This window comes from Thermosynechococcus sp. TG215 (assembly GCF_031583455.1).
Lineage (GTDB): Bacteria > Cyanobacteriota > Cyanobacteriia > Thermosynechococcales > Thermosynechococcaceae > Thermosynechococcus.
On sequence record NZ_CP134178.1, the window covers coordinates 1,428,588 to 1,450,311 of the forward strand.

Below are 21,724 nucleotides of genomic sequence, written 5' to 3' on the forward strand. Positions count from 1 at the left end.
CACCCATTGCTAGTGGTGGCGCGGACTTTTGTTTTCTTTCCCTTGGGCAATGATGGCAAGTCAATTTGTTATTCACTTTTCGATTGAACTTGACTTGAAGGTGCTGGTGTTGTTAAAGGATGTGTTCCTGTAGATACACCTCAGCCTTGTCCGTAGTCAGCGGTGGGGCAAAAAGATAGCCTTGGCCAGAGGGACAGCGCAGCGATCGCAACAGTTGCAGTTGAGTTGTGTTTTCAATGCCCTCGGCGATGCAATCGAGGTGGAGGTTGCGCGCCAGCACCAAAATCGTGTGAACCACCTCCAGATCTTCTTGGCTGCGATCCATTTGGGAAATGAAGGAGCGGTCAATTTTAATGCCATCGAGAGGCAGATTGCGTAAATAGCTCAGGGAGGAATACCCAGTGCCAAAGTCATCAATATTAATGCGCACCCCCATCGCCTTCAGCTCGGCAAGAATTTCGCGGGCAGAATCCAAGTGCTGCATCAAGGTACTTTCAGTAATTTCTATCTTTAGAAAGTGCCCTGCTAAATGGTAATGCTCAAGGGTTTGTTGAATCTCAGCTACAAGGGTGGGCAAAGAAAATTGATTGGCGGACAGATTGATGCTCATCGTAAAGCCCACGGACTGAAGCTTGGGATAACGCTGTTGCCACTGCTGCAACTGTTCACAGGCATTGTGCAAGACCCAGCGGGAGAGTTCAAAAATCAGCCCCGTTTCTTCAGCGACGGGAATAAAAACTTTGGGGGAAATCAGCGTATCCCCCTTTTGCCAGCGCAGGAGTGCCTCAAAACCTTTGAGAGATTGGCTCCGGAGCTTGACGATGGGCTGATAGTGGAGGACAAAGTCCCCCCGTTCAATCGCTTGCCGCAGTTCCACTTCTAAGTACAGGCGATCGCGCATCTGTTGCAGCATCACAGGATCAAAGACATCAATGCGATTGTGTCCCTTGGTTTTAGCGTGGTACATGGCCATGTCAGCATCCCGCAGCAGTTCCTCACTACTGGTGTAATGGGGGTTACCCATCACAAGACCGATACTCACCGTGCTGTACAGGGTGTAGTGATCGATTTCAAAGGGATGGTTGAGGCGATCCTGCAGTTGGTGGGCAATGGCTTGGGCATGTTCTATCCCCTCAATATCATTGAGCAAGACCGCAAATTCATCTCCCCCTAGGCGTGCCACTACGTCCTGAGGACTCACACAACGCGTCAGCCGCTGAGCAAAGGCTTGGAGGAATAAATCCCCTGTGCCATGTCCCAGACTGTCATTGAGGGTCTTGAAGCGATCGATATCCAAGCAGAGAACAGCATAGTGGTACTTGGGGTGCTCGGCTGCATAGCTGAGGGTAAGGCGCAACTGTTCCTCAAAGAACCAGCGATTGGGTAAATGGGTGAGGCGGTCATGGCGGGCTTGGTAGAGGAGTTGGGCTTCGATTGCTTTGCGCTCTTGAATTTCCGCTTGCGCCTTTTGATAGAGTTCTGCCTGCAGGATGGCGATCGCCAACTGGGTCGAAATTTGCTTAATCAGTTCAATTTCACTGTCTTGCCAGTCGCGGGGATGGGCGCACTGATGACAGATGAGCAACCCCCACAGCCGCCCTTCGACAATAATCGGTACCACTAGATTAGCCTTAACCTGATAGTGCGCCAGCAAATCGCGATAGCAGGAGGTAACAGGCGCTGTGTCTAAATCATTTACCACATGGATGCGACCGCGCTTGTAGGCTTCAATGTATCGCTCTGTAAAGCAGGAATCCCCCACGACATCCCCAAGGGCTGACAACCAAGGAGGGATCACCGCTTCAACGTCCATAATGCCGCGCCAATCCTCAAGGAAGCGATAAATAAGCACGCGATCGCAGCCCAAGAGTTCTCGCACATCCTTGACGGCAGCTTCAAGAATCGTGGCCAGATCAAGGGATTGGTGAATGTGCTGGGTAATTTGTACCAGCAGGCGATCGTACTGGGCTTGGCGCAGAAGTTGTTGTTCCACCTGATGGCGATCGATGGCATGGCGGATACTGCGCGCCAGCAAGTTGGGGCTGAGTTCCTGAAAGCTCAAGTAGTCCTGAGCACCACTGTGGAGGATCTGCGTGGCCAGATCCGGACGATCGCTGGGATCAATCACAACTAAGGGTAAGTGTGGATAGCGTTGCTGGAGTGTTTGCACTGCTTTAAGAACGTGATCCCCTTGAGCAATGAGGACAAGGAGATTGGGCTTGGCCTGAGCAACCACCCCGGGGGTTAAATGAGAATACGGACAGGTGTGAACTTGATAGCAAATGTAATCAATCTCGGCGAGATGGGGATATAAAATTTCACCCGATTGGGGGATGTTTTCGATCAGTAATATGTTGATGGATGGCAATAAGCATTTTTTTTGAGGATATTTTTGCGCAGAGTCTTCTGCGACGACTTCAAGGGTCGCTAGTGATTCTAAAGGGCAGTCATCAACAGCGGATAAAACAAGGAGTTTCTCAATCATTGCTAAGTCATCATTCAACACATTAAAATCACAAACTATACAAAAACTTATCAAGGAATATTATTTGTTGCTTCTTCCTAAGTCCATCATACAGCCCTTTTCTAAACTATTGGAGCAGCGATGGCGCTTCATCCCTCAAAGAGCGGTTTTGAGGTTTTTCTGACCGTGATCCCGTCACTGTGAAAAGGGGTGGGGATCGCTGTGAGATCGTGATAGAGAACACGTTTAGACTGCTATCAAAATTGCTAGGTTAGGAGCAGCATTCCCCAAAGGCAGGGGGTTGATCATTGTGCTGCAAAAACAACTTCAAAGCTGGCTGCGGGTTTCTTTATCGACATTGACGCTGGCGATCGCCCTTGTAGTTTCCCCATCCCCGGGTCTCGCCCAGCGGGATTTGATCCCCATTGACGGTTCCGATGAGGATATTCAGCTTCTCTTTGATCTGGTTTATTATCCGCGCCGCGATCCTGCCCGTTTTCGGCTGCAAAACAGTGCTGAGGTGGAAGCCTATCAGTTGATTCGCACCATTTTGCGTACGGGCACGACCCTCTACATCCGGCAGCGCCAAGATGATAATTACGGCTCCTATAGTTTTAGTCGCGATCGCTTGATCTTGCGTCCCCGCGCCCTTGCCCATTGGCCAATTTTTATCGAAACGCTGCGCCACGAGGGCTGGCACGTCGTTCAAGCCTGCTTTGCCGCCAAACGAGATTTGGATTCCTTGGTGCCCGTGGGCATTCGCGTCAGCCCCGGTATCGTCGCGGATCTCTACCGCAAGAGTGGCTATAACCCCGAAGACATTCCAATTGAGGCCGAGGCCTTTGCTGCTGAGCGGGTACCCAATATGACATTGCAGGGGCTACAGCGCGAGTGTGCCGACTGGATCAACCGCCCCAGCAAGAATTAGAGAGAAGAACGGGTCGATGCACCGCAATGCCGACAATAGGGTAAGTGGCGATAGGTGGGCTGCTGACAATTGGGACAGGGCATCCACTGCAAATAACCACAGTGGGGACAGTGTTGATCGAGATCCCGCAGTCGTTTGCCGCAACGGACACAGCGGAGTTTTTGGACTCGCCCTGCCGCCTGTCGCTGTGGATTGAGGAAAAGAGCTTGCGCCACTTTAATCATGCCAAACCCCACCGCTGGAATCAGCAGGATATAGAGGTAGCTGACCAAAAAAAGCAGACCGCCAAAGAGAGCAAGAATGACATTAGCCAGCCACTCAAAGAGGGCTCCCACCTGCAATAGTTCAAAAATCTTCAGCACCAAAGGAATCAAGAGGATCACCAGTAGGTGCCAACTCATGAGGGCAAGCAGGCCATGGCGGTGGCGATCGGCAAAACGATGCACCACTAGGGCGATCGCAATCAGCGGTAATAGAAAGAGGGCTTGTAAAACAAATTGGAGACTGGGATACCAAAACTGAGAGCGCTGATATTGGTTCTCAAGCTGGGCAAAGGTGGCGTCCTCGGCTAAAAATTTTAAGAAGGCTTGGCTATCGGCTTCTTGGAGAATCGCCTGTTCAAGGGCCGCCATCTCATTTTTGAGAGCGGCAATTTGGCGGTTGTTGGCCTCAAGGGTGGCTTTGGCCTTGGCGGCTTCCACCAAGTTGATCGATTGATCCGGGGGTTGCCCCGCAAGCTGCTCTAATAGTGTCGAGTCATACTCTTGACGAATGCGGGCATTGGTGGCCTCGAGGGTTTGAATTTGTGCCTGTTTCTGCTGTCGTTGCTGGAGTCGCTCCCGATAGGTAGGGCGGTTGACGGCATCTTGATACTCTGCATAGGTGAAGCAAATGGCGGAGATGGTTCCCAGTTTGCCCTTGCTGCTTTCCTGTAGGCGCTCCACAGCGGTCTGGAGCGGGGGGTCAAGGCTAATCTGCTGCTCTAGAAAACGAATGTCGCGCTCCCTAGCGGTGTCTTGGCGATAGGCTTGCCAAGGAGCATAACAGGGCTGGGCTTGACTGGGACTCAAAGGCCAATTGCTAATTTCGCTGAGGCCACTAAAGACATTAATGAGGATAAAAATATCCACCAAGATAATGACAATGAGACTGACCCAATTCAGGGGTTCGTCATTGACAAGGCGCGATCGCCGCCAAAATCCCCGCCAGAGTCGCCTCAACCCGCTTGTGATATTCATGGCAGCGTAAACCCAAAGGCAAGTTTTACCCGCTCTAGGGTTGCATTGGCCACGCGGGCAGCCTGTTCTTGGCCTTTTTTGAGCAAATCCTTGAGATAGCTGGGGTCTGCCATAATCTCTTGGTATCGCTGCTGAATCGGTTCTAGGGTAGCAATCACCGCATCGGTGAGGAGGGGCTTAAACTGTCCCCAGCCCATATCGGCACATTCTGCTGCCACTGCCTCTTTGGTTTTTCCCGTGAGTACTTGATAGAGACTCAGCAGGTTATTGGCTTCGGGGCGATCGGGATCGTCAAAGGTCAAGCCACGAATCGGGTCAGTTTTGCAGCGCTTGATCTTCTTGCGAACCTCATCCGGCGAGTCCAAAAGGTTAATGCGACTCAGTTCCGAGGGATCCGACTTCGACATTTTCTTGGTGCCGTCGGTGAGACTCATCACCCGTGCTCCCGCCTTGGCAATCAAGGGTTCCGGTAGCTTGAGAATTGGCGGCTGATTGCGGGCAAAGAGGTAGTTCACACGAGCGGCAATATCGCGGGTCAGTTCCAAGTGTTGCTTTTGATCTTCCCCCACAGGAACTAGATCGGCATCGTAGAGCAAAATATCCGCGGCCATGAGCACAGGATAGTCGAGTAGTCCTGCCGCCACGTTTTCCCCCTGCTTGACGGCTTTTTCCTTGAATTGAATCATGTCCTCCAGCCAGTTGAGGGGGGTAATGCAGTTCAGTAACCAAGTGAGTTCGGCATGGGCGCTGACGTGGGATTGGACAAAGATGGTGGCGTGGGCTGGGTCAATGCCACAGGCCAAGTACAGAGCAGCAACAGTATAGGTATTAGCCGCCAGTTCTGCGGGATTGTGGGGGACGGTAATGGCATGTAAATCCACCACACAAAAGTAGTTTTCATACTCGGCTTGCCCCGCCACCCAGTTGCGAATGGCTCCGAGATAATTCCCCAAGTGCAAGCTACCTGTGGGCTGGACTCCCGAAAGCACCCGTTTTTTGGTCACCCCAACCTCCTCTAATTGTGTTCCTACTATGCTACAGCCCTTTTCCTATGGATGGAACACGGCTTAAACGATGAAAGCCCCTATCCCATGGCAGGGTCATCTGGGCTTGCCCAATGCCCGCAGGGGTCTGGGTGATGATATTGCTAACTTGGCGCTGAGTCCTGCTGGGTCGCTTTAGTGCGTGCTTCTAATTCTTCAAGGCGGCTTTTTAGAGTTTGATTTTCCTTTTGTAACTCGTTGAGGGTGGTCTCAAGGGTCTTGAGGCGGTCATCGCTGCCAAGGGCTTTCTGAACTTTGGCGATTCCTTCATCAACTGATCGTTTGATACGGCCGTCGGTGGTGCGATCGCCCAGCTGCTGCAGCAGGCCTAAAACTTGGGGATGGTCAACTTGACTCAGGGCTTGGACAACGGCCATCTGGGTAAAGAAAAAGGTCTCGTGGCTGAGTTGCTCTAGCCGTTCCAGAATTTGCTTCAGTTGGGGATGGTGGCGATCGCCAATGGTGCCAAGGGTACGAATGGCGGCCAAGCGTAGGGGTTGCGGGACATCAATAGCGGTGTAGTCAAGAACCAAATTCACCGCCTCTGGAGACTCCTTGAGTTGCCCCAAGCCAGCGATCGCCCCACAGCGTACCACCTCATTCCAGCCTTGTCGTTTTTCCAAAGCCTTCCGCAGTCGTTTCAGCACTTTTTCGAGCTTGGGTTTCGGTTGCGGTTTGGCAGCGGCAATCACACCAATTCCCTTCAGGGCGGCAGCTTCAACGCTATAGCTGGGGTCGCCGTGCTTGGCAATGGGCTTGAGAAGTTCGTAGGCTTTGGCGGACTTAAACCCAGCAATGGCCTCCACTGCGGCGGCACGAACATGGGGGTGATCATCGGCTAGTGCCAGCTTGAGCGCCTCTAAGCTTTGATCCAGTTGAATCGTGCCCAGCACTTTGGCAATTTCACGCCGCACTCCCCAAAAGGGTTCCCGTTGCAGCGCCGCCGCCAAGGTTTGCACAACTTCTAGGTTTCCTTTTTTGCCTAGGGCAATGGCAGCTTGAACCCGCCCCAAAACATCGGGGTCGTACTGCAGTTGGGCTTTGAGTTCAGGGAGGGGGTACTCTAGGGTAACGGTTTTGAGGGTATGGTTGCCGGCATCAAAACTCACAAAGGTGGGCTGCTGTGGCAGCGGCAAATAGAAGGTGTGCTCTGGTTCATGAATGCGCAGGGGAATGGTTTTGACCGTCACCTGCCCCTGATCATCCACCGTACCGATGCCAACAGGAATCCGTAGATCAAAAAGGTTGCGCTCTAGGGGCGTGACCCCATCGGTCACCTGCTGCTGCTTGACGGTAAGAACGGCTAGTTGATCGGCTACCTCCCAGCGATAGCTCACATGGAAGTCGGGATGTCCCCCACGAAAAACGTATTGGTCAAAGAGGGGAAGTAGGTTGCGCCCAGTGGCCATTTCAATCGCCCGCAGCAGATCCACCGTTTCCACAGCTTGGTGGGCGTAGGTGCGGACAAAGGTTTGAATGGCTTTCCAGAATAACTCTTCTCCGAGTTCCTGGCGGATCATGTGATAGACACAGGCGCCTTTTTCGTAGAGGTGGCGATCGTAGAGTTCAATGGCTTCGCGATAGACATGGGTGACAATGGGGCGGCGGTAGCGATCGCTATCCTCACTGAGGTAGTTGCGCAATTCCTCAAGGCGATAATAGGCGGCAAAATCAGCGCCATATTCCTCCTCAAACCAGAGCACCTCGGCATAGGAGGCCATGCCCTCCTTGATCCAAGCGTGAGACCAGTGCTTGATCACCACCAGATCGCCAAACCACTGGTGTGCCAACTCATGGGCCACTAAACTTTCACTGCGAAAATCTTCAGCGGCGGCTCGCTCATCCAACAGACAGCGGTCTGTCAATAGGGTTGTCGAGGTATTTTCCATGCCGCCAAAGATAAAATCGGCCACACAGACTTGGGCATATTTGGGGTAGGGATAGGGATAGCCGTAGATGCGGCTGAAAAAGTCCATCATCTTTGGCGTTTTGCCCAAGGTGCGGCGGGCATCAGCAGCGCGATCTTTAGCAACGTAGTAGGTGACGGGCTTCCCCTGCCACTGGTCATCAAAAACCGCAAAATCCCCCACCGCTAGGGTCATCAGATAAGTGGGATGGACCTGGGGTTGATACCAGTGAAAGATTTGCCACTCTCCCTCGCTGTAGCAGGCACGCAATTCCCCATTGGAAATGGCCTGTAAGGGTTGGCGCACCCGCGCTCGTACCTCTGACGTCGCCAGCTGCCCAGGAGAATCAAAGCAGGGAAACCAATAGCGGGAGTCCTCATCTTCCCCTTGAGTCCAAGCTTGGGGGGGATCAGTGGCAACAAAGTACAATCCCCGCTGGGGTTTCTGCAGACGGTAGTCAATGGTGATCACCAGCACCTGATCTGGATGAATCCCCAAGCTCGCATCAAGAGAAATATCCAGAAATTCACCATCGTAGTGGAAGGCTTGGGGTTGGTGCTGCACAGTCACACTCTGGATCTGTTGCCCCACGGCATTGAGGCGCAGCTGGCGCACTTGGGAGTGCAATGGTCGTAGATGGATATGACACTGTCCCCAGCATGCCTGGGTCTCTAAATCTAGGGTCAAGTCCAAGCAGATATGTTCCACCTGCCCCACTCGATCGGGACTGTAGTGGGGACGCGCACCGCTGAGAACAAAGGATTTGGCTGGAGTGACATCAAGAGTCATAGGTCATGTTGAGCCGCACTTGCTCTTAGTCTAAGGGGCATCAATCGAGGAGTTCAACCACCTTATAGCGACTGGTATGACCCTTAATCAGCTGAATACGGGACTTGGGTACCTGAAAATAGGCCGCCAAGACAGCAATGAGTTCCTCATTGGCTCTGCCCTCAGTAGCTGGGGCACGCACCGCCACCACTAGCTGGCCGTCAGAATTCACGGAAACAGAAGAGGTTCTTGCATTGGGTTTGACCACCAGATGGTATTTCTTCATGCCCTCCTAGCCTGAAGCATGGGCACAGATGTGCTGCCCAATTTGCTTGTCAATTTTCATAATGTGATTCACTAACCAGTCTGCTAACTTACCATGGATCCGGGTGGCGATCGCCGCATCCGCTTGGCTGTCGCGGTACTGCTGCTGCAGCTCTTCAATCATCTCGATGAACTGTTTATGGGCGCAGCGGTTAACTTCTGCTAGGGGGCACTGGTATTTTTCAGCACAGCCTTCTTCATTCCCGAAGTGCCACTCTGCATAATACTTCATGAAAGCAATTAGCTGTTTAATCGCAGCGCTTCCCCGACCCTGTTCAATGGCATCCGCCAGATCATTGACAGCACAGACGAGTTCCTTGTGCTGTATATCAATCATGGGCACGCCGGTCTGCAGCTGCTCTGTCCACGCGAAGCGTTGCATTGTTTTTTATCCCCCTAGACCGATTGCGGGTGGGTTTTTGTTTTCAGAAACGTAAAGATTCCCTCTAGAAAGGAGGAGCTAATTTCTGTTGTTTCAATGAGTTCTGGTTCCCTAGGGCTGGCGGCGGGAGCAGCAATGCCAGCAATTTCCTCGGCAATCCCCACCACTATTAGGCGAAAACAAATTTTTTGCACGTCTAGAATGGGTAAGTTCAACGCTTCACTGATTTCTTGGAGGGTTTTGGTACCGTTAGCGTACTCCCACACTTGCCACTCATGATGATTGAGGCGGTAGGGGGGCTGTCCTTCAATCGTGCTGGCAATGGTTGAACTCGGCAAGGGCAGCTTGTCCATTAGGGCTGTCCAATCCCGCAGCAGTCGTAGACCCGCCAAGGAAATTTCCATGGGTGAGGCACTCAGTCCCGTCATTTCGCCAAAAGGCAGTGGATGGTTGGCATCGAACTTAAACCAGCCCTCATTGAGACTAAAGAGGTGAGGAATCGGTGTCAGTACCTGTTGCTTGAACAATAGCCGCAGCTGTTCTGGCTCAAGGGCACCTTGGGTTTTCAAGCACAGTCCAAGGGATCCGGTTAGGGAACAAAAGGGTAAGAGGCGTTGAATGGTAGTTGGGCGCAGCCAGCCCCGCTGCTCAATGAGCCGTTGCAATCCTTGGTGATCCAAGGTCGTTGTTGCGGCTACAATTTGACCCAAGCGAAAGAAGATATAGTACTCCTGCATTTGGGGAATCAGCGGCATCATCCCCGCCATTTCCACGGGCTTAATGGAAAGGCAACCCGTTTTTTGCCCCTGCTCCAGAAAACGGAAAATTTCCCCCAGTGAAAACTCTGATAGATAACCGGTGATTTTCATAGATTCCCCCTAATAAGTTGAGTGATTCTGCGTTCAGTTACGTGGCTAGAGCACTGCGGTTTAATTGCGAGGATTGGGCACTGGCATAGGCTTGAATGAGTGCCATCATGGCAGCAGCAACAGAGGACTGATCTAAAGCATTGACTGGTAGCATCGGTGGGCGACGGTGGGGACTCAAGTAGCCAAGGGCGATCGCGATCTCTTCAGCAGGCCACGCATTGGGATTATCGGCATGGCTCAGACCCACTAGCATTGGAATCTTTGTGCGATGGCGCATGAAGGCCAAAATCCGCCGTGCCGCTCGAAAATCTTGGGGACGGTGAGAACTGACCAGTAGGATAAACGCATGGGCTTTGCGAATAAGAATATCCCACATAAAGTCAAAGCGTTCTTGACCAGGCGTGCCATACAGATGCAGGGCAACATTAGGACCAAACTGCAGCCGCCCAAAATCCATCGCTACCGTTGTCTTTTCCTTGAAAGCAGCAATTTCATCCGTTGCCTTGCGATCGGTATCCACCACCTCAATTTCGCTGATGGTACGGATGAAGGTGGATTTGCCTGCGCCCACTGGTCCTGTGATGACAATGCGCATAATTTCCATGGGTTGGCACCTCAATTACGGCAAAACACAGAGGAATCAGGCTGGTCTAAACATTCACGGCTTGCCCCATACCCATAAGTTGGGTTTGCAATTCAGCCAGAACATTTTTAATTTCAAGGTTGATAATGCCCAATTTGGCAGAGGCATCCGCCAGCACAAGGAAAACCGCATCTTCGGTGCAACTGGTGAGAATGCCATACCCACTGGCACCCTCTACAAGGATGCGCTCGATTTTGCCCCGGCTTAGCTCTCGTCCAATACGTTCCCCCAACGACAGCATGGCCGCTGACATCGCTGCCACCCGTTCATCATCCATTCCCCCCGGCAAGGTTGCCGCCAGCGTCAGACCATCGGGAGACACAAGGGCGGCTCCTTGGACATTACTGGCATTGGCAACAAAGTTTTGCAGTGTAGCTTCAAGTTTTGCGGCATTAATTGGCATAATCTAATCCTCGTAAAGATATGGGAACTTTTTGAACAATGACTGCTAGGTGACCTACATGGCAGCAGCCCCTGTGGCAATTAGCCGTTGAAACAGTGCCTGGGTCCAACCGGTTTCCTTAAGAACCGCTTGGGAAGACACCTCGAAGTAGGCCTGCTCAATAAAGGCAAGATCAATCATGCAAATTTTGCCTAGGGCATCACTGAGAGCCTCGGATTTGTTGGCTTCCCTTAACTTTTGCCGCACGGCGTTGACAACAATTGCCATCGCGGGTACCACATGCTGTGGCCCAATGCCAATGCGCACGTGAACCAGACCAATTTTCCAGCGTCGCTCAGCGTAGGCCTTGCCCCAACCATCCATCCCTGTGAACATTTCATGGAACCAGTCGATGAAGGTTTGATGGAGGCGATGAATGCGTCCTTCTGTGGCGTTGAGAATGGCATTCATCTCTTCATCCCGCCCCAAGTAGTCATAAAAAATGTCGGCCATTTGGGGGGCAATTTCCTTTCCCCACGGCGCGGCCTCCGCCAACAGGGATTTGTCTGCATCGGTCAACTGGACTCGCCGTACCATCGTTGCCATAAAATTGACTGGCTCAATTGTCATCTCTTTCGCCTCGAAACACTGAATAACTTTAATTACTAGATCAGGTGAATTGACTGGGCGTCCGTGATTCAGTGATTAGAATCAAGTCAGGCACTTACTCCTGCAAGCTAACAAACAATATTCGGAAAAGCTGAAAATTTTAGAAACAATTAAAGATTCCCCCTTAAAAATCCAAGCACTGCTGGTACAGACCTCTGCATTAGATGCTTGAAAAGCGCTTCCTCACTCCACGACATGCAACCTCAACTCAGATTTAGCCGATTTCACAGGGACTCAACACAGAAATACAAAGTTGCTCCTCATTCTAAAAAGTGTGAAGTTAGCTTACTTATCACTCTGCGTTGCAGAAACAGGCTGCGGTTAATGCAGAGTATTCCCCTGACTTTCTAATGAAAAGTATAGATTTCTCTGTAGTTCTTTGACTGTATTTCTCGACACACTACACAAAATAAAATGATTAGATACATTTTTTAATTATTCTTTAGTTTTTTAATTCGCTTTGTGTGGAAATGAAAGTAACTTTTACAAAATATCCCCAATGCCTTGATCCCATGGCACGGAGTATGCCACCCTTGCATTGTTATCCATCTAGGATGCTTTGAGTCATCGTAGGTATTTATCTTGAGCAAGGGAGGATAGTTGTATGTCCGATCGCTTGACCTACCAAGGCGAAATGGAAACGAAGCTGCAACAACTCGGTGCCCAGCTTGACCAACTCAAGGCAAAGGCGGATCAAGCGGGTGAAGATGTCAAGGCAGATATTGAAGCTAAAATTGAAGCCCTCAAGGCCAAACGCGATGAGATTACTCAGCAATTGGCTGCCCTCAAAGAAGCGGGCGATGATGCTTGGGAGTCCCTCAAAGCAGGGTTCCAGAGTGCGTGGGATGAGTTGAGCAAGGCCTTTGAGGAAGCAGCCAGTAAGTTTAAGGGTGAATAACTGTTTTCTTAGCTCCAACCCTCAATGGTGACATCGACGCGATCGCCCTCGTGGGATAGGGGCGCAATGTTAAGGTAATACAACGGCTGATCGGCAGAAAGATTCCGCAGCCAATGGAGACATTGGGCATCCACATGGACATAGGAGCCGGTTTCCACGGGGGTACGGATCAACGCGGTTGCTGCCACAGAACTTGCAGGGGGCGTCATCGGGCAGGTAATGAGTTCACCAACTCCCGATACAATTAGGAAAATATCGTCACCGCGATGGTGGTAATGGGGATAGTTGGCTTGTCCGGGTTCAATGCGATAGAGACTAGAGGCTAATTCCGCATTGTGGTGATCCAAAGGACAAACGGCGTAGCCTGGCCGCTTAGGCATCCAGTTTTGGCAACGCTCGATTAATTCAGGAAAGGAGAAAACTAACATTATGCCATTAGGATAAATCTTGACCATTATGAATATTAAATTATTGTATCGCCAAGCGATCGCGCTATCCTAGCCAATGGCCGCGGTTCGGAGTTTTGAATGAGTACACCCATTCCGGTCATTGTTGTCGGTGCTCTCGGCAAAATGGGACGCGAGGTCGTTAAAGCCGTACAACAGGCTGCCGACACTGCCCTCTATGCTGCTGTTGATCGCAAGCAGGTGGGGGAGGATATTGGTGAAGTCCTAGGGCTAGGGGCGCTGGGCATTCCAATTAGTGGCAGCTTGCAAGAGGTGTGTGTCGCCGCTGCCCAAGAAAAACAAGGGGTGGTGATGGTGGATTTTACCCATCCCACAGCCGTCTACGAAAATGTGCGCATGGCGATCGCCTACGGTATCTATCCTGTGGTCGGAACAACGGGCTTGAGTCCAGAACAAATTGAAGATCTGGCCGAGTTTGCTGACAAAGCCGATATGGGGGGGGTGATTGCTCCCAACTTCTCCATTGGTATGGTGTTACTGCAGGAGGCGGCCATCCGGGCGAGCCAGTATTTTGACCATGTGGAGATCATTGAACTGCACCACAACCAAAAGGCTGATGCTCCTAGTGGTACCGCCATTCAAACCGCGCAGCGTTTAGCAGAATTGGGCAAAACCTTTAACCCACCGCAAGTGCAGGAGTCGGAACATCTCAGGGGTGCCCGCGGGGCGTGTACAGAGGGGGAGATTCGCATCCACAGTGTGCGCTTGCCGGGACTGATTGCCCATCAGGAGGTGATTTTTGGCGCACCGGGGCAAATTTATACGTTGCGCCATGACACCAGCGATCGCCAGTGCTATATGCCGGGGGTACTGCTGGCAATCCGCAAAGTACGGCAGCTCAAGCGCTTGATCTATGGCCTAGAGAAGCTGCTCTGATTTAGCAATTTAGACTGCAGGTATTTGCTGCAACAACCAAAAGCCTTGCAGGGTCTCCTGTTCTGGTCTTTCCTTCACGGCAATGAAATGCAAGCCTTGGCTTTGGGTACAGGCGTCCCTAAAGGCGGCCAGTTCTTTCTGAATCTGGGGATTGCGGCCACTGATGAGTACCCAGCGATCGCTGGCTCCCGTTTCCAACACTAGCAACGGCTGAGGTTCTTCCTCAAAACTCAAATAGGCCGGCTCTAATCCCGACAGCCAACCCGCCAAGGGCAGTGCGCGCTGCGAATAGATAATTAACCCCGGCAGTAGCGTATCGTCACTGAGGGTCAAAAAGGGCAGTGGGGGTACCTCACCAAAGGGCAGTTCCCATTCACCAGCCGTTTTAATTTCCCCCAGAGGAAGACCACTGAATTGCCAGCGATCGCCCCTCAGGGCTGGTGGTAAAGGTTGAGGCGCAGGGAGGATCAACTGGGGTGGCGTTGCCAGATCGGCTTGGTAGTTGGGTAGGGTTGGATAGAGGTTTGTGGCGCGATCGCGCAGCCAATCATAGAGGGCAAACGTGCGCCGACTGGGCACCATCACTAATCCTGCCGCTTCTCCCCCCCGCGTAATAATGCTGGTCATGGCTCGGCGGAAAAAACGTACCCGATCGGGTTGAGCGCTGTTTGCCAGTCCCAGTTGCTGCCGCCATTGATCCATGGCTTCTTTGAGGGCAGCTTCTAACCAGCGGGCATTGGCTTCAGCTCCGGCACAAGTTTTGCTGAACTGAAATTGTTGCTGGCGATCGCAAATCAGCAATTCCCAGATTTTTTTGTTGCTTTCATCCACAAGGGGACGGGAATAAAAATCCAACTCCCAGATCGTATCCATTCACACCTAGAGGAACGTTACCCGCAAACTTGAAGCTATTTGCCTTTCCTAGGATAGGCGGTTTTGGCCGTCAAGGTAAATGTATAACCCGATACAGATTTTCCACTGTGAGAACTGGTGCAATCAAAGGTTAATTGCGGGTCAATGCTTTGCTCAGCTCCAGCCAAACAACAGCCAGATCACTTTCTGGCGCAATGGTGCCGCAACTGCGATTTCTCCTCCGCTGAACCCATGTGCAACTCTACTCCATAATCGTTGAGAATGAAAGCGATGTCCAAGTTAAAACTGAAACGTGCGAGACGGCAAAAGCGCCCGTTACGCAACCTCGACCGGCAGCCCAATTTCCGCTGGCGATCGCCAGCCCTTGTCGCCTGCATTCCCCTAGCTTTAATCATTGTGGCTGTTTGGGGAGTGGCTGCTCAGGCACAGGATGAACCCCTCACCCCTGAAACAGTTCAAGGCGTACTCAACACCATTTGGGTACTCATTGCAGCCATTCTGGTGATTTTCATGAATGCTGGCTTCGGCATGTTGGAAACTGGCTTCTGCCGCCAGAAAAATGCTGTCAACATTCTTTCTAAGAACCTCATTGTTTTTGCCTTGGCCACCCTTGCCTACTGGGCGATCGGATTCTCTTTCATGTTTGGTACCGAGGGCAATGCTTTTATTGGCTTGGGGGGCTTTTTCCTCAGTAGTGAAAACCCCGAAACCTACGGTCTTGATCCCTTTCCGGAGGGCTTACCCATCGCTGTGGCCTTTCTGTTCCAAGCTGCCTTTGCAGGAACCGCAGCCACCATTGTTTCTGGGGCAGTGGCCGAGCGGATCAAGTTTGTTGACTTTTTGATTTTCAGCCTCCTGCTCACTGGTATCTCTTACCCCATTACGGGTCACTGGGTTTGGGGGGGTGGCCTTCTCAGCAACATTGGTTTCCTTGGCCCAGATATTGCCTTTAAGGATTTTGCCGGTTCAACGGTGGTTCATGCCGTAGGCGGTTGGTCGGCACTGATGGGCGCTGCGTTCCTAGGACCACGGCTTGGCAAGTATGCCGCAGATGGTACGCCTCGGGCGTTGCCCGGCCACAACATGGGCTTTGCCATGCTGGGGTGTTTGATCCTCTGGATCGGCTGGTTTGGTTTTAACCCTGGTTCTGAACTGGCCGCGAATGAAGCTGTACCCTACATCGCAGTTACAACAAACTTGGCGGCGGCAGCCAGTGGGGTTGCGGCAACAATTACTGCTTGGCTAGCCATTGGTAAACCTGACCTCTCCATGATTATCAACGGTATTCTGGCGGGATTAGTGTCCATTACAGCACCCTGTGCAGGTGTGTCTTACTGGAGTGCCGTGATCATTGGTGCCATTGGCGGTGTGATTGTGGTCTATTCTGTCCTTTTCTTTGACCGCATCAAAATTGATGACCCCGTTGGTGCCACCTCTGTCCACTTGGTCTGCGGCACTTGGGGTACCTTAGCTGTTGGCTTGTTTGACAAAGAGTTAGGCTTGCTCACCGGCCACGGAGTGACTCAGTTGATTGCCCAGATCATCGGTATTTTGACAGTCGGTGGCTTTACTGTACTGCTGACCAGTATCTTTTGGCTGGCTCTGAAACAAACGCTTGGCATTCGTGTTTCCGAAGAAGAGGAACTCAAAGGCTTGGACATCGGCGAGCATGGCATGGAAGCCTACAGCGGTTTCTTGAAGGAGTAACTCGCCTGCCAATAAGTTTGGGGTCGTACCACGCCGCTGAACGATCCCATTGCCCTAGGTGGTTTTTGCTGTCCTCAGCGTTTGAGGGCAGTTTTTTTCTAACTTTGCAGTGATATACGCTACGCTATAGCGGCAGTACATTAGGGAGTTTTGGATGAGCGATCGCGCCATGGCGGTACGGGTGCGACAACACGTTAACCCTCTCAGTCAAAAGTTCCAGCAGGACATTGCTGTTCCCGATTGGTCAACGATTTACGAGCAACCCTCGCAGCCTTTACATCTCGATATTGGCTGTGCCAAGGGGACGTTCTTGTTAGAAATGGCAGCACTGTATCCAGAGCAAAATTTTCTGGGTCTGGAAATTCGCTACCCGCTGGTGGTGGCAGCCAATGAGCGGCGCGATCGCCAGCAACTTCGGAACCTCCACTACCTTTGGGGCAATGCCAATGTCCACTTGGGCAAAATCCTCCGCGGACTCCCCCTGCACACCGTCACGATTCAGTTTCCAGATCCGTGGTTCAAGCGCCGTCACCATAAACGCCGCGTCGTCACCCCTGAACTGGTGGCCACCCTTGCCGAACTCCTGCCCGCTGGTGGGCGTGTTGTCCTTCAGTCAGATGTCTTTGAGGTGGCTGAATCAATGGTGCAACAGTTTCGTGCCCATGCCGCCTTTAGCTCAACCTGTACCGATTGGTTACCCCAGAGTCCTTGGCCCGTCGCGACAGAACGGGAAAAATGTGTCCTCAGTAAAGGATTACCCGTTTACCGCTGGCAATTTGAGCGGTGTGCCCTCTAACTGGCTTTCAAATACTGCTGCCAAGTAGCGACAATTGCTGGGGAGCCGTACCAAGGGGCATCGGGGCGATCGCGCAAGCGACTGCGAGGCGCATGGAGCACATCTTCATAGACCAGATTCTCTGCCCCCTCAAGGTGGGCTGCTGCCACCGGTGTCACCCCATCTCCCCAACAGGCACCCTCGCCACAGGTGAGTTTATAGCTTTGATACGTAAACCAATTGGCAAACGAACCGCGTGGTGTGCCATAGATGGCCTTGCCCGCCAGACAGACATAGCGAATTTTGGGGTAATAAGCGCCGGGGTAGGTGGTGTTCACAAAGTCAAGATTGCGGCGCGTCCAACGCTCCTGACTCCGATGGGGAGTACCCAACGTGATTAGCGTGTGCACCCATTTGTGACCCGCCCAAACTTGGCTCTCATAGGGTTGATCCCCTAGGTAAATGCGGCTAATCCAGCCCCCCGCTGAGTGGCCAATGAGATGCACGGCGGACGCCCCTGTTGCATTCAGAACATGCTGAATGGTGGTATCCAAGGCCTGTAAAATTGGCGCCACCGATCGCCCCCCCAACGTGGGAAACCACGAGCGTACCCTGAGGGGCACCACCTCCGCCACAAACCCCAATTGCCGCAGATAATCCCGCAGTGGGTAGTACTCAGGGGCAGCCGCTAAATATCCCGGCAAAATAACGACAGGCAACACAGGACTAACTTGCTTGAGGCGTCGCCGGGAAGTGTATCACATTTGGATAGACGGAAATCATTAGCCCCTCGCGAGCCAGCAGCGTCTGCGGAAATCGTGCCCGTGCCAACTCACCAATGCGATCTAGACAGTCATCATCATGGCTAGGGTCATGGTGAAACAAAATCAGTTGCTTGACCTGGGCGGCTTGGGCAAGCTTAACCGCCTCCTGCCATGTGGAATGCCCCCACCCCACCTTGCTCTGCTGCGGGTGATAGTATTCTTCATCGGTATAGGTGGCATCGTAGATCATCACATCGGCGCGATCGGCCAAGGCAAACGCCCCCGGATGCAGCTGATCAGGCAAATGCTCCGTGTCTGTGATATAGGCCACATGGATACCCTGCCAACTCACACGGTAGCCCACCCCCCCACCCGGATGATTCAGGGCTTCATTACTCACCACCACACCGCCGCCTAGGTGTACCTGTTCGCCCGCCTCCAAGTCATAAAAACGCAAATCTCCCCCCATAATCTGCAACGGGACAGGAAAGTTGGGGTGCAGCATTTGATCATTCAGTCGTCGTTCAATGCCCTGACCATTTTTCCCCGGCACTGCGTAGATATGGAACTGATTCCCCGGTACAAAGGCGGGCTGAAAGAAGGGAAAACCCTGAATATGATCCCAGTGGGTATGGGTAAAGAATAAATGTGCCGCCACCGGATGTTGACTCATTAAGTGCTCCCCCAGAACCCGTAAACCCGTACCGCCGTCAAAAATGATGCGTTGACCATTAGCTTGAATTTCCACGCAGGGAGTGTTACCGCCATAGCGGACAGTGTGGGAACCGGGACAGGGAATACTGCCGCGCACGCCCCAAAACCGAATGGTGAGTGGGTTAAACATGGGCATATCGCAAATCTTGATCGTAGTGTGCCACAGAAAACACGCTTGACTTGTGATATGGATCATCCTCCCCCTGTGACGCTAGGAGTTGATAGAGTGGGGGCTAGCCGCCACGAAGGTTGGTGAAAAATTTTTTCTAAAATCTGCAAGGTGAGTGCATATTTGTAAAAACGCCATTGGATAAATGAATAGAGGGTTGTAACAGGAGGATGGATGAATAATGAGGAGTGAATAAAACAGGCAGTCACGTTTCTTCGTACGGTTGTCCTTTGATTGATATCTAGTGAGAGCGATTGATGACACGCCAACCCTGCGATAAACTCATTGCTTTGCTCCGATTTGACGGTTCCGATCGCCCGCGCTGGTATCGAGATCGCCAACTACAGGCCTACTTCACAGCAGCGGGGTACAACCTCGAGGAGCCAGAGTCGACGGCTGTCTTCCTCCTCCAAAAATTACAGAGTCAGCCGAACCATGATGATGCCCAGTACTGGCAGCGGGGTCTATTTTGCTATCTCCAAGAAACTAGTTGGTCTGTAGCCATGACCCTGCGGGAGAAACTGGGCGGGATGCATCAGGTCAGTGACTGTTTTCAGCAGGCTTGCTGTCTCACTAATGATCCCCTCAAGTTATTGAGCAAATTTAAGCCCGAGCGGGGTACGCGGCTATCCACCTATGCCTATCTCCGTATCTATGACGGTGTGTATGCTGCGCTGGTGGGGGTTCGGAAATCAGATTGGGGTCTACTCAAACACAGTGGTCTGCGTTCTCTCTCCTCAGCCTTGGGGAACCAAGGATACACAGAAGATCGAGTTCGTCAAGTCTGTGCCCTTGTCGAATTGTGGCAGGAGTTGGCGGATCAGACCACTGCTCCCGATCAGGCACTGCTGGCTCAGGTGGCTAAAACCTATCGTCAATGTTGTCCTGATCTCCCCGCTGTAACCCCTAGCGAAGTTGAAACCCTGCTCCGCACAGCGATCGCTGCCTTGCGAGCTTATCGCCAACCACAGGTGGTGAATCCTGCTGAGCAAAGGTTTTGGGACACCCTAGAAGGAGGAAATACGCCTTGGGAAGCAACCCTGAAACAGGAAGAACAGGAAACCCTTAAACGGGTCTTTGAAATGATGAAAAATGCGATTGCAGCACTGGATGACACTAGTCGTCAGGTGTTTTGTCTGTACTATTGCGAGCAGGTCAGCCAACAAGCAATTGCCCAGCACTTAGGCTTTGCAAAACAATATCAAGTGTCTCGTGCCCTAGAGCGGATTCGTGGTCATTTGGTGAAAGCGCTACTCGCCGGCCTTAACCAACCTACGCATCCTCAACGCCTTAAGGAGGCAACAGTGGCTGTCAACCTGTGGTTGAAGGAGGGTTATAAGGTGTTAGCAGGGTCTTGTCAGCGGTGTGATCAGGTAGGTATGGCAGAACACTGTCGTTATGAGGGTGCATCTTGACTGTTTTGTAAACGGTATGAACTTTTGGGAGTTGTTGTACTTAGGTAAGGAACCATGACATCGCTATCACTTTCGTTTCTCACTGCCATAGATGCGCCACCGATGGCGCACACGGAACACGTTCACATTGATTTAGCAGATGCTGGCGATCGCCAGTGGATTGAGCAGATCACAGCGGCTGCCCGCGCTTACCGTCGTGGCAGTGTGCGAATAAATGCGATGGCCTATGTAGCCGTACGTAACTGGTTCGCAGCAATGGGCATTAGTGCCGACCCCTTCCTCTCCACCGTCGAACTGCCCATCTTCTGGGAGTTTGTCAACGGCACCCTCTTGACGACCGCCATTGGTCAAGTGTTGATTGTGCCTGATACTTCTATAGAGCTTGACGAGTGCCGCATTCCTCAGGAATGGTTGCACATTGCCGCTTGGAAACCCGATTACATCTTGGGCGTACAAGTCTTTGCCGAAGAAGCGCAGGTCAGACTCTGGGGCTATGCACCAAGCAGCAGTGTGAATCGTTCTGCCATTGATGCCTTGAGCCGTACCTACACCCTCGATCGCGAGGACATGATCGAAGATGTGCCCCTCCTCGCTGCCTTGCCGGCCTGCCATCACATCCCTGTTCCATCACCTGCCGCAACTGCGATTCCCACAGCCACGCTTCAGCAAATTGCCAGTGGTGAGATGCTCTTGCCCCGCTTGGTGTTGCCCCTAGAGGAATGGCTGCACATCATTGGGCAACCTCGCCATCGCCTTGATCTCTTTTTGGCCTGTCATCCGCAGCGGCTGAGTCTCTGGCTTTATGCCAAGACCAAGGGCGTGAGCAACCTGTTGGGTCAAGTGTGGCAAGAGGCGCAGGAGTTGCTGGCGGAGGGCGCAATGCTCAATCCCTACATCAGTTGGAAGCTGGGCTGGACATCGCCAGAGTGGGCATTGCGCTCCAATGACACCTTAGAAGCCATGCAAGCTCAAGCTCAATTACGCCAAGCCTTGGAAACGGAGGATTGTCGCCAAGCGGTTGCCCTCCTCAAAGACCTGATTGCCACCACTGCCGATGAAGGATTGCGCTGGATGGCGGCAGAATATCTCCACGCTCAAGATGCCACTGCCCCAGAAGCAGGGGTGTGGAAAACTCGTGCCGTGGACTTGGGTCTTGCCCTCGGCGGACAGTCCTTCGGCTTGGTCATGGCCGTACTGCCGCGAGATACGATGTCTGCCAATATTCTTGTGCGCGTCACTGCCCTCAAGGTAGGTGAAACGTTGCCCCCAGACTTGGTTTTGATGATTACTGAGGCCAATGGCAATACCTTTGCCCAAGTCACTAGTCGGCAGCAGGATCAAGCGGTGCAGTACAAGTTTTGGGGACAAATTGGCGAAACTTTTGGCATCACATTGGCCTATGGAGATGCTAAGATCACGGAAACTTTTGTTGTCTAGCTGCATTGGCTC

General features: G+C 52.2%; 21 protein-coding genes. 7 read left to right on the plus strand and 14 right to left on the minus strand.

The genetic code is table 11. The features are described from left to right. Window positions 1-112 precede the first annotated feature (112 nt). A complete protein-coding gene (locus RHJ02_RS06885) occupies window positions 113-2,236 on the minus strand; it encodes an EAL domain-containing protein (RefSeq protein ID WP_310800067.1) in 2,124 nt (707 codons plus the stop codon). Window positions 2,237-2,774: 538 nt separating this feature from the next. On the opposite strand from RHJ02_RS06885, the gene RHJ02_RS06890 reads away from it, so the two are divergent. After that, window positions 2,775-3,392, plus strand: coding sequence for a hypothetical protein (locus tag RHJ02_RS06890; RefSeq protein WP_206199524.1), 618 nt, complete (start codon window positions 2,775-2,777; stop codon window positions 3,390-3,392). On the opposite strand, the gene RHJ02_RS06895 is transcribed toward RHJ02_RS06890, so the two are convergent. The 9 genes from RHJ02_RS06895 to RHJ02_RS06935 form a co-directional block, all read right to left on the minus strand. Beyond that, entirely contained in the window at window positions 3,389-4,630 is a 1,242-nt protein-coding gene (locus RHJ02_RS06895) for a zinc ribbon domain-containing protein (protein ID WP_310800068.1), read from the minus strand. The genes RHJ02_RS06890 and RHJ02_RS06895 overlap by 4 nt on opposite strands. Continuing rightward, entirely contained in the window at window positions 4,627-5,634 is a 1,008-nt protein-coding gene (gene trpS / locus RHJ02_RS06900; RefSeq protein ID WP_310800069.1) for a tryptophan--tRNA ligase, read from the minus strand. The genes RHJ02_RS06895 and trpS overlap by 4 nt, the downstream gene beginning before the upstream one ends. A gap of 143 nt (window positions 5,635-5,777) precedes the next feature. Beyond that, complete coding sequence (locus RHJ02_RS06905; protein WP_206199526.1) at window positions 5,778-8,369, minus strand: M1 family metallopeptidase; 2,592 nt, start codon at window positions 8,367-8,369, stop codon at window positions 5,778-5,780. Window positions 8,370-8,409: 40 nt separating this feature from the next. Further along, window positions 8,410-8,634 (minus strand): DUF167 domain-containing protein, encoded by a 225-nt coding sequence (locus RHJ02_RS06910; protein ID WP_206199527.1) that lies wholly within the window; start codon window positions 8,632-8,634, stop codon window positions 8,410-8,412. A 6-nt stretch (window positions 8,635-8,640) separates the two neighbouring features. After that, on the minus strand, window positions 8,641-9,054 hold the full coding sequence (locus tag RHJ02_RS06915) for a hemerythrin family protein (protein ID WP_206199528.1): 414 nt from the start codon (window positions 9,052-9,054) through the stop codon (window positions 8,641-8,643). 14 nt (window positions 9,055-9,068) lie between these two features. Beyond that, on the minus strand, window positions 9,069-9,923 hold the full coding sequence (locus tag RHJ02_RS06920; protein WP_310800070.1) for a DUF4388 domain-containing protein: 855 nt from the start codon (window positions 9,921-9,923) through the stop codon (window positions 9,069-9,071). 37 nt (window positions 9,924-9,960) lie between these two features. Then, on the minus strand, window positions 9,961-10,527 hold the full coding sequence (locus tag RHJ02_RS06925; RefSeq protein WP_206199530.1) for an ATP/GTP-binding protein: 567 nt from the start codon (window positions 10,525-10,527) through the stop codon (window positions 9,961-9,963). A gap of 46 nt (window positions 10,528-10,573) precedes the next feature. Beyond that, complete coding sequence (locus RHJ02_RS06930; RefSeq protein ID WP_206199531.1) at window positions 10,574-10,969, minus strand: roadblock/LC7 domain-containing protein; 396 nt, start codon at window positions 10,967-10,969, stop codon at window positions 10,574-10,576. A gap of 54 nt (window positions 10,970-11,023) precedes the next feature. Continuing rightward, complete coding sequence (locus RHJ02_RS06935; protein ID WP_206199532.1) at window positions 11,024-11,578, minus strand: protoglobin domain-containing protein; 555 nt, start codon at window positions 11,576-11,578, stop codon at window positions 11,024-11,026. A gap of 643 nt (window positions 11,579-12,221) precedes the next feature. Between RHJ02_RS06935 and RHJ02_RS06940 the strand changes: the two genes are divergently transcribed. Continuing rightward, a complete protein-coding gene (locus tag RHJ02_RS06940; protein WP_206199533.1) occupies window positions 12,222-12,515 on the plus strand; it encodes a hypothetical protein in 294 nt (97 codons plus the stop codon). 8 nt (window positions 12,516-12,523) lie between these two features. On the opposite strand, the gene RHJ02_RS06945 is transcribed toward RHJ02_RS06940, so the two are convergent. Beyond that, window positions 12,524-12,895: a cupin domain-containing protein gene (locus RHJ02_RS06945; protein WP_310742806.1), complete on the minus strand. Its 372-nt coding sequence runs from the start codon at window positions 12,893-12,895 to the stop codon at window positions 12,524-12,526. A 147-nt stretch (window positions 12,896-13,042) separates the two neighbouring features. On the opposite strand from RHJ02_RS06945, the gene dapB reads away from it, so the two are divergent. Beyond that, a complete protein-coding gene (dapB, locus tag RHJ02_RS06950) occupies window positions 13,043-13,858 on the plus strand; it encodes a 4-hydroxy-tetrahydrodipicolinate reductase (RefSeq protein ID WP_206199535.1) in 816 nt (271 codons plus the stop codon). Between the two features lie 9 nt (window positions 13,859-13,867). Here dapB and RHJ02_RS06955 read toward each other — a convergent pair whose 3' ends face one another. Next, entirely contained in the window at window positions 13,868-14,731 is an 864-nt protein-coding gene (locus RHJ02_RS06955) for a Tab2/Atab2 family RNA-binding protein (RefSeq protein WP_310744389.1), read from the minus strand. Between the two features lie 261 nt (window positions 14,732-14,992). Here RHJ02_RS06955 and RHJ02_RS06960 point away from each other — a divergent pair, with 261 nt between their 5' ends. Next, complete coding sequence (locus RHJ02_RS06960) at window positions 14,993-16,438, plus strand: ammonium transporter (protein ID WP_310744390.1); 1,446 nt, start codon at window positions 14,993-14,995, stop codon at window positions 16,436-16,438. 154 nt (window positions 16,439-16,592) lie between these two features. Then, window positions 16,593-17,234, plus strand: coding sequence for a tRNA (guanosine(46)-N7)-methyltransferase TrmB (gene trmB, locus RHJ02_RS06965; RefSeq protein ID WP_255521432.1), 642 nt, complete (start codon window positions 16,593-16,595; stop codon window positions 17,232-17,234). Here trmB and RHJ02_RS06970 read toward each other — a convergent pair. Both RHJ02_RS06970 and RHJ02_RS06975 read right to left on the minus strand, forming a co-directional pair. Continuing rightward, the gene (locus tag RHJ02_RS06970; RefSeq protein ID WP_206199538.1) at window positions 17,231-17,935 is read right to left on the minus strand and encodes a triacylglycerol lipase; all 705 of its coding nucleotides are present in this window, start codon (window positions 17,933-17,935) and stop codon (window positions 17,231-17,233) included. The two genes, trmB and RHJ02_RS06970, sit on opposite strands and share 4 nt — an antisense overlap. Window positions 17,936-17,939: 4 nt before the next feature. After that, on the minus strand, window positions 17,940-18,827 hold the full coding sequence (locus RHJ02_RS06975) for an MBL fold metallo-hydrolase (protein ID WP_206199539.1): 888 nt from the start codon (window positions 18,825-18,827) through the stop codon (window positions 17,940-17,942). A 290-nt stretch (window positions 18,828-19,117) separates the two neighbouring features. Here RHJ02_RS06975 and RHJ02_RS06980 point away from each other — a divergent pair, with 290 nt between their 5' ends. Next, entirely contained in the window at window positions 19,118-20,275 is a 1,158-nt protein-coding gene (locus RHJ02_RS06980; protein WP_310800071.1) for a sigma-70 family RNA polymerase sigma factor, read from the plus strand. 54 nt (window positions 20,276-20,329) lie between these two features. Further along, window positions 20,330-21,712 carry a DUF1822 family protein gene (locus RHJ02_RS06985; protein WP_310800072.1) on the plus strand — a complete coding sequence of 461 codons (1,383 nt, stop codon included), beginning with the start codon at window positions 20,330-20,332 and terminating at the stop codon, window positions 21,710-21,712. The last annotated feature ends 12 nt before the right edge of the window (window positions 21,713-21,724 follow it).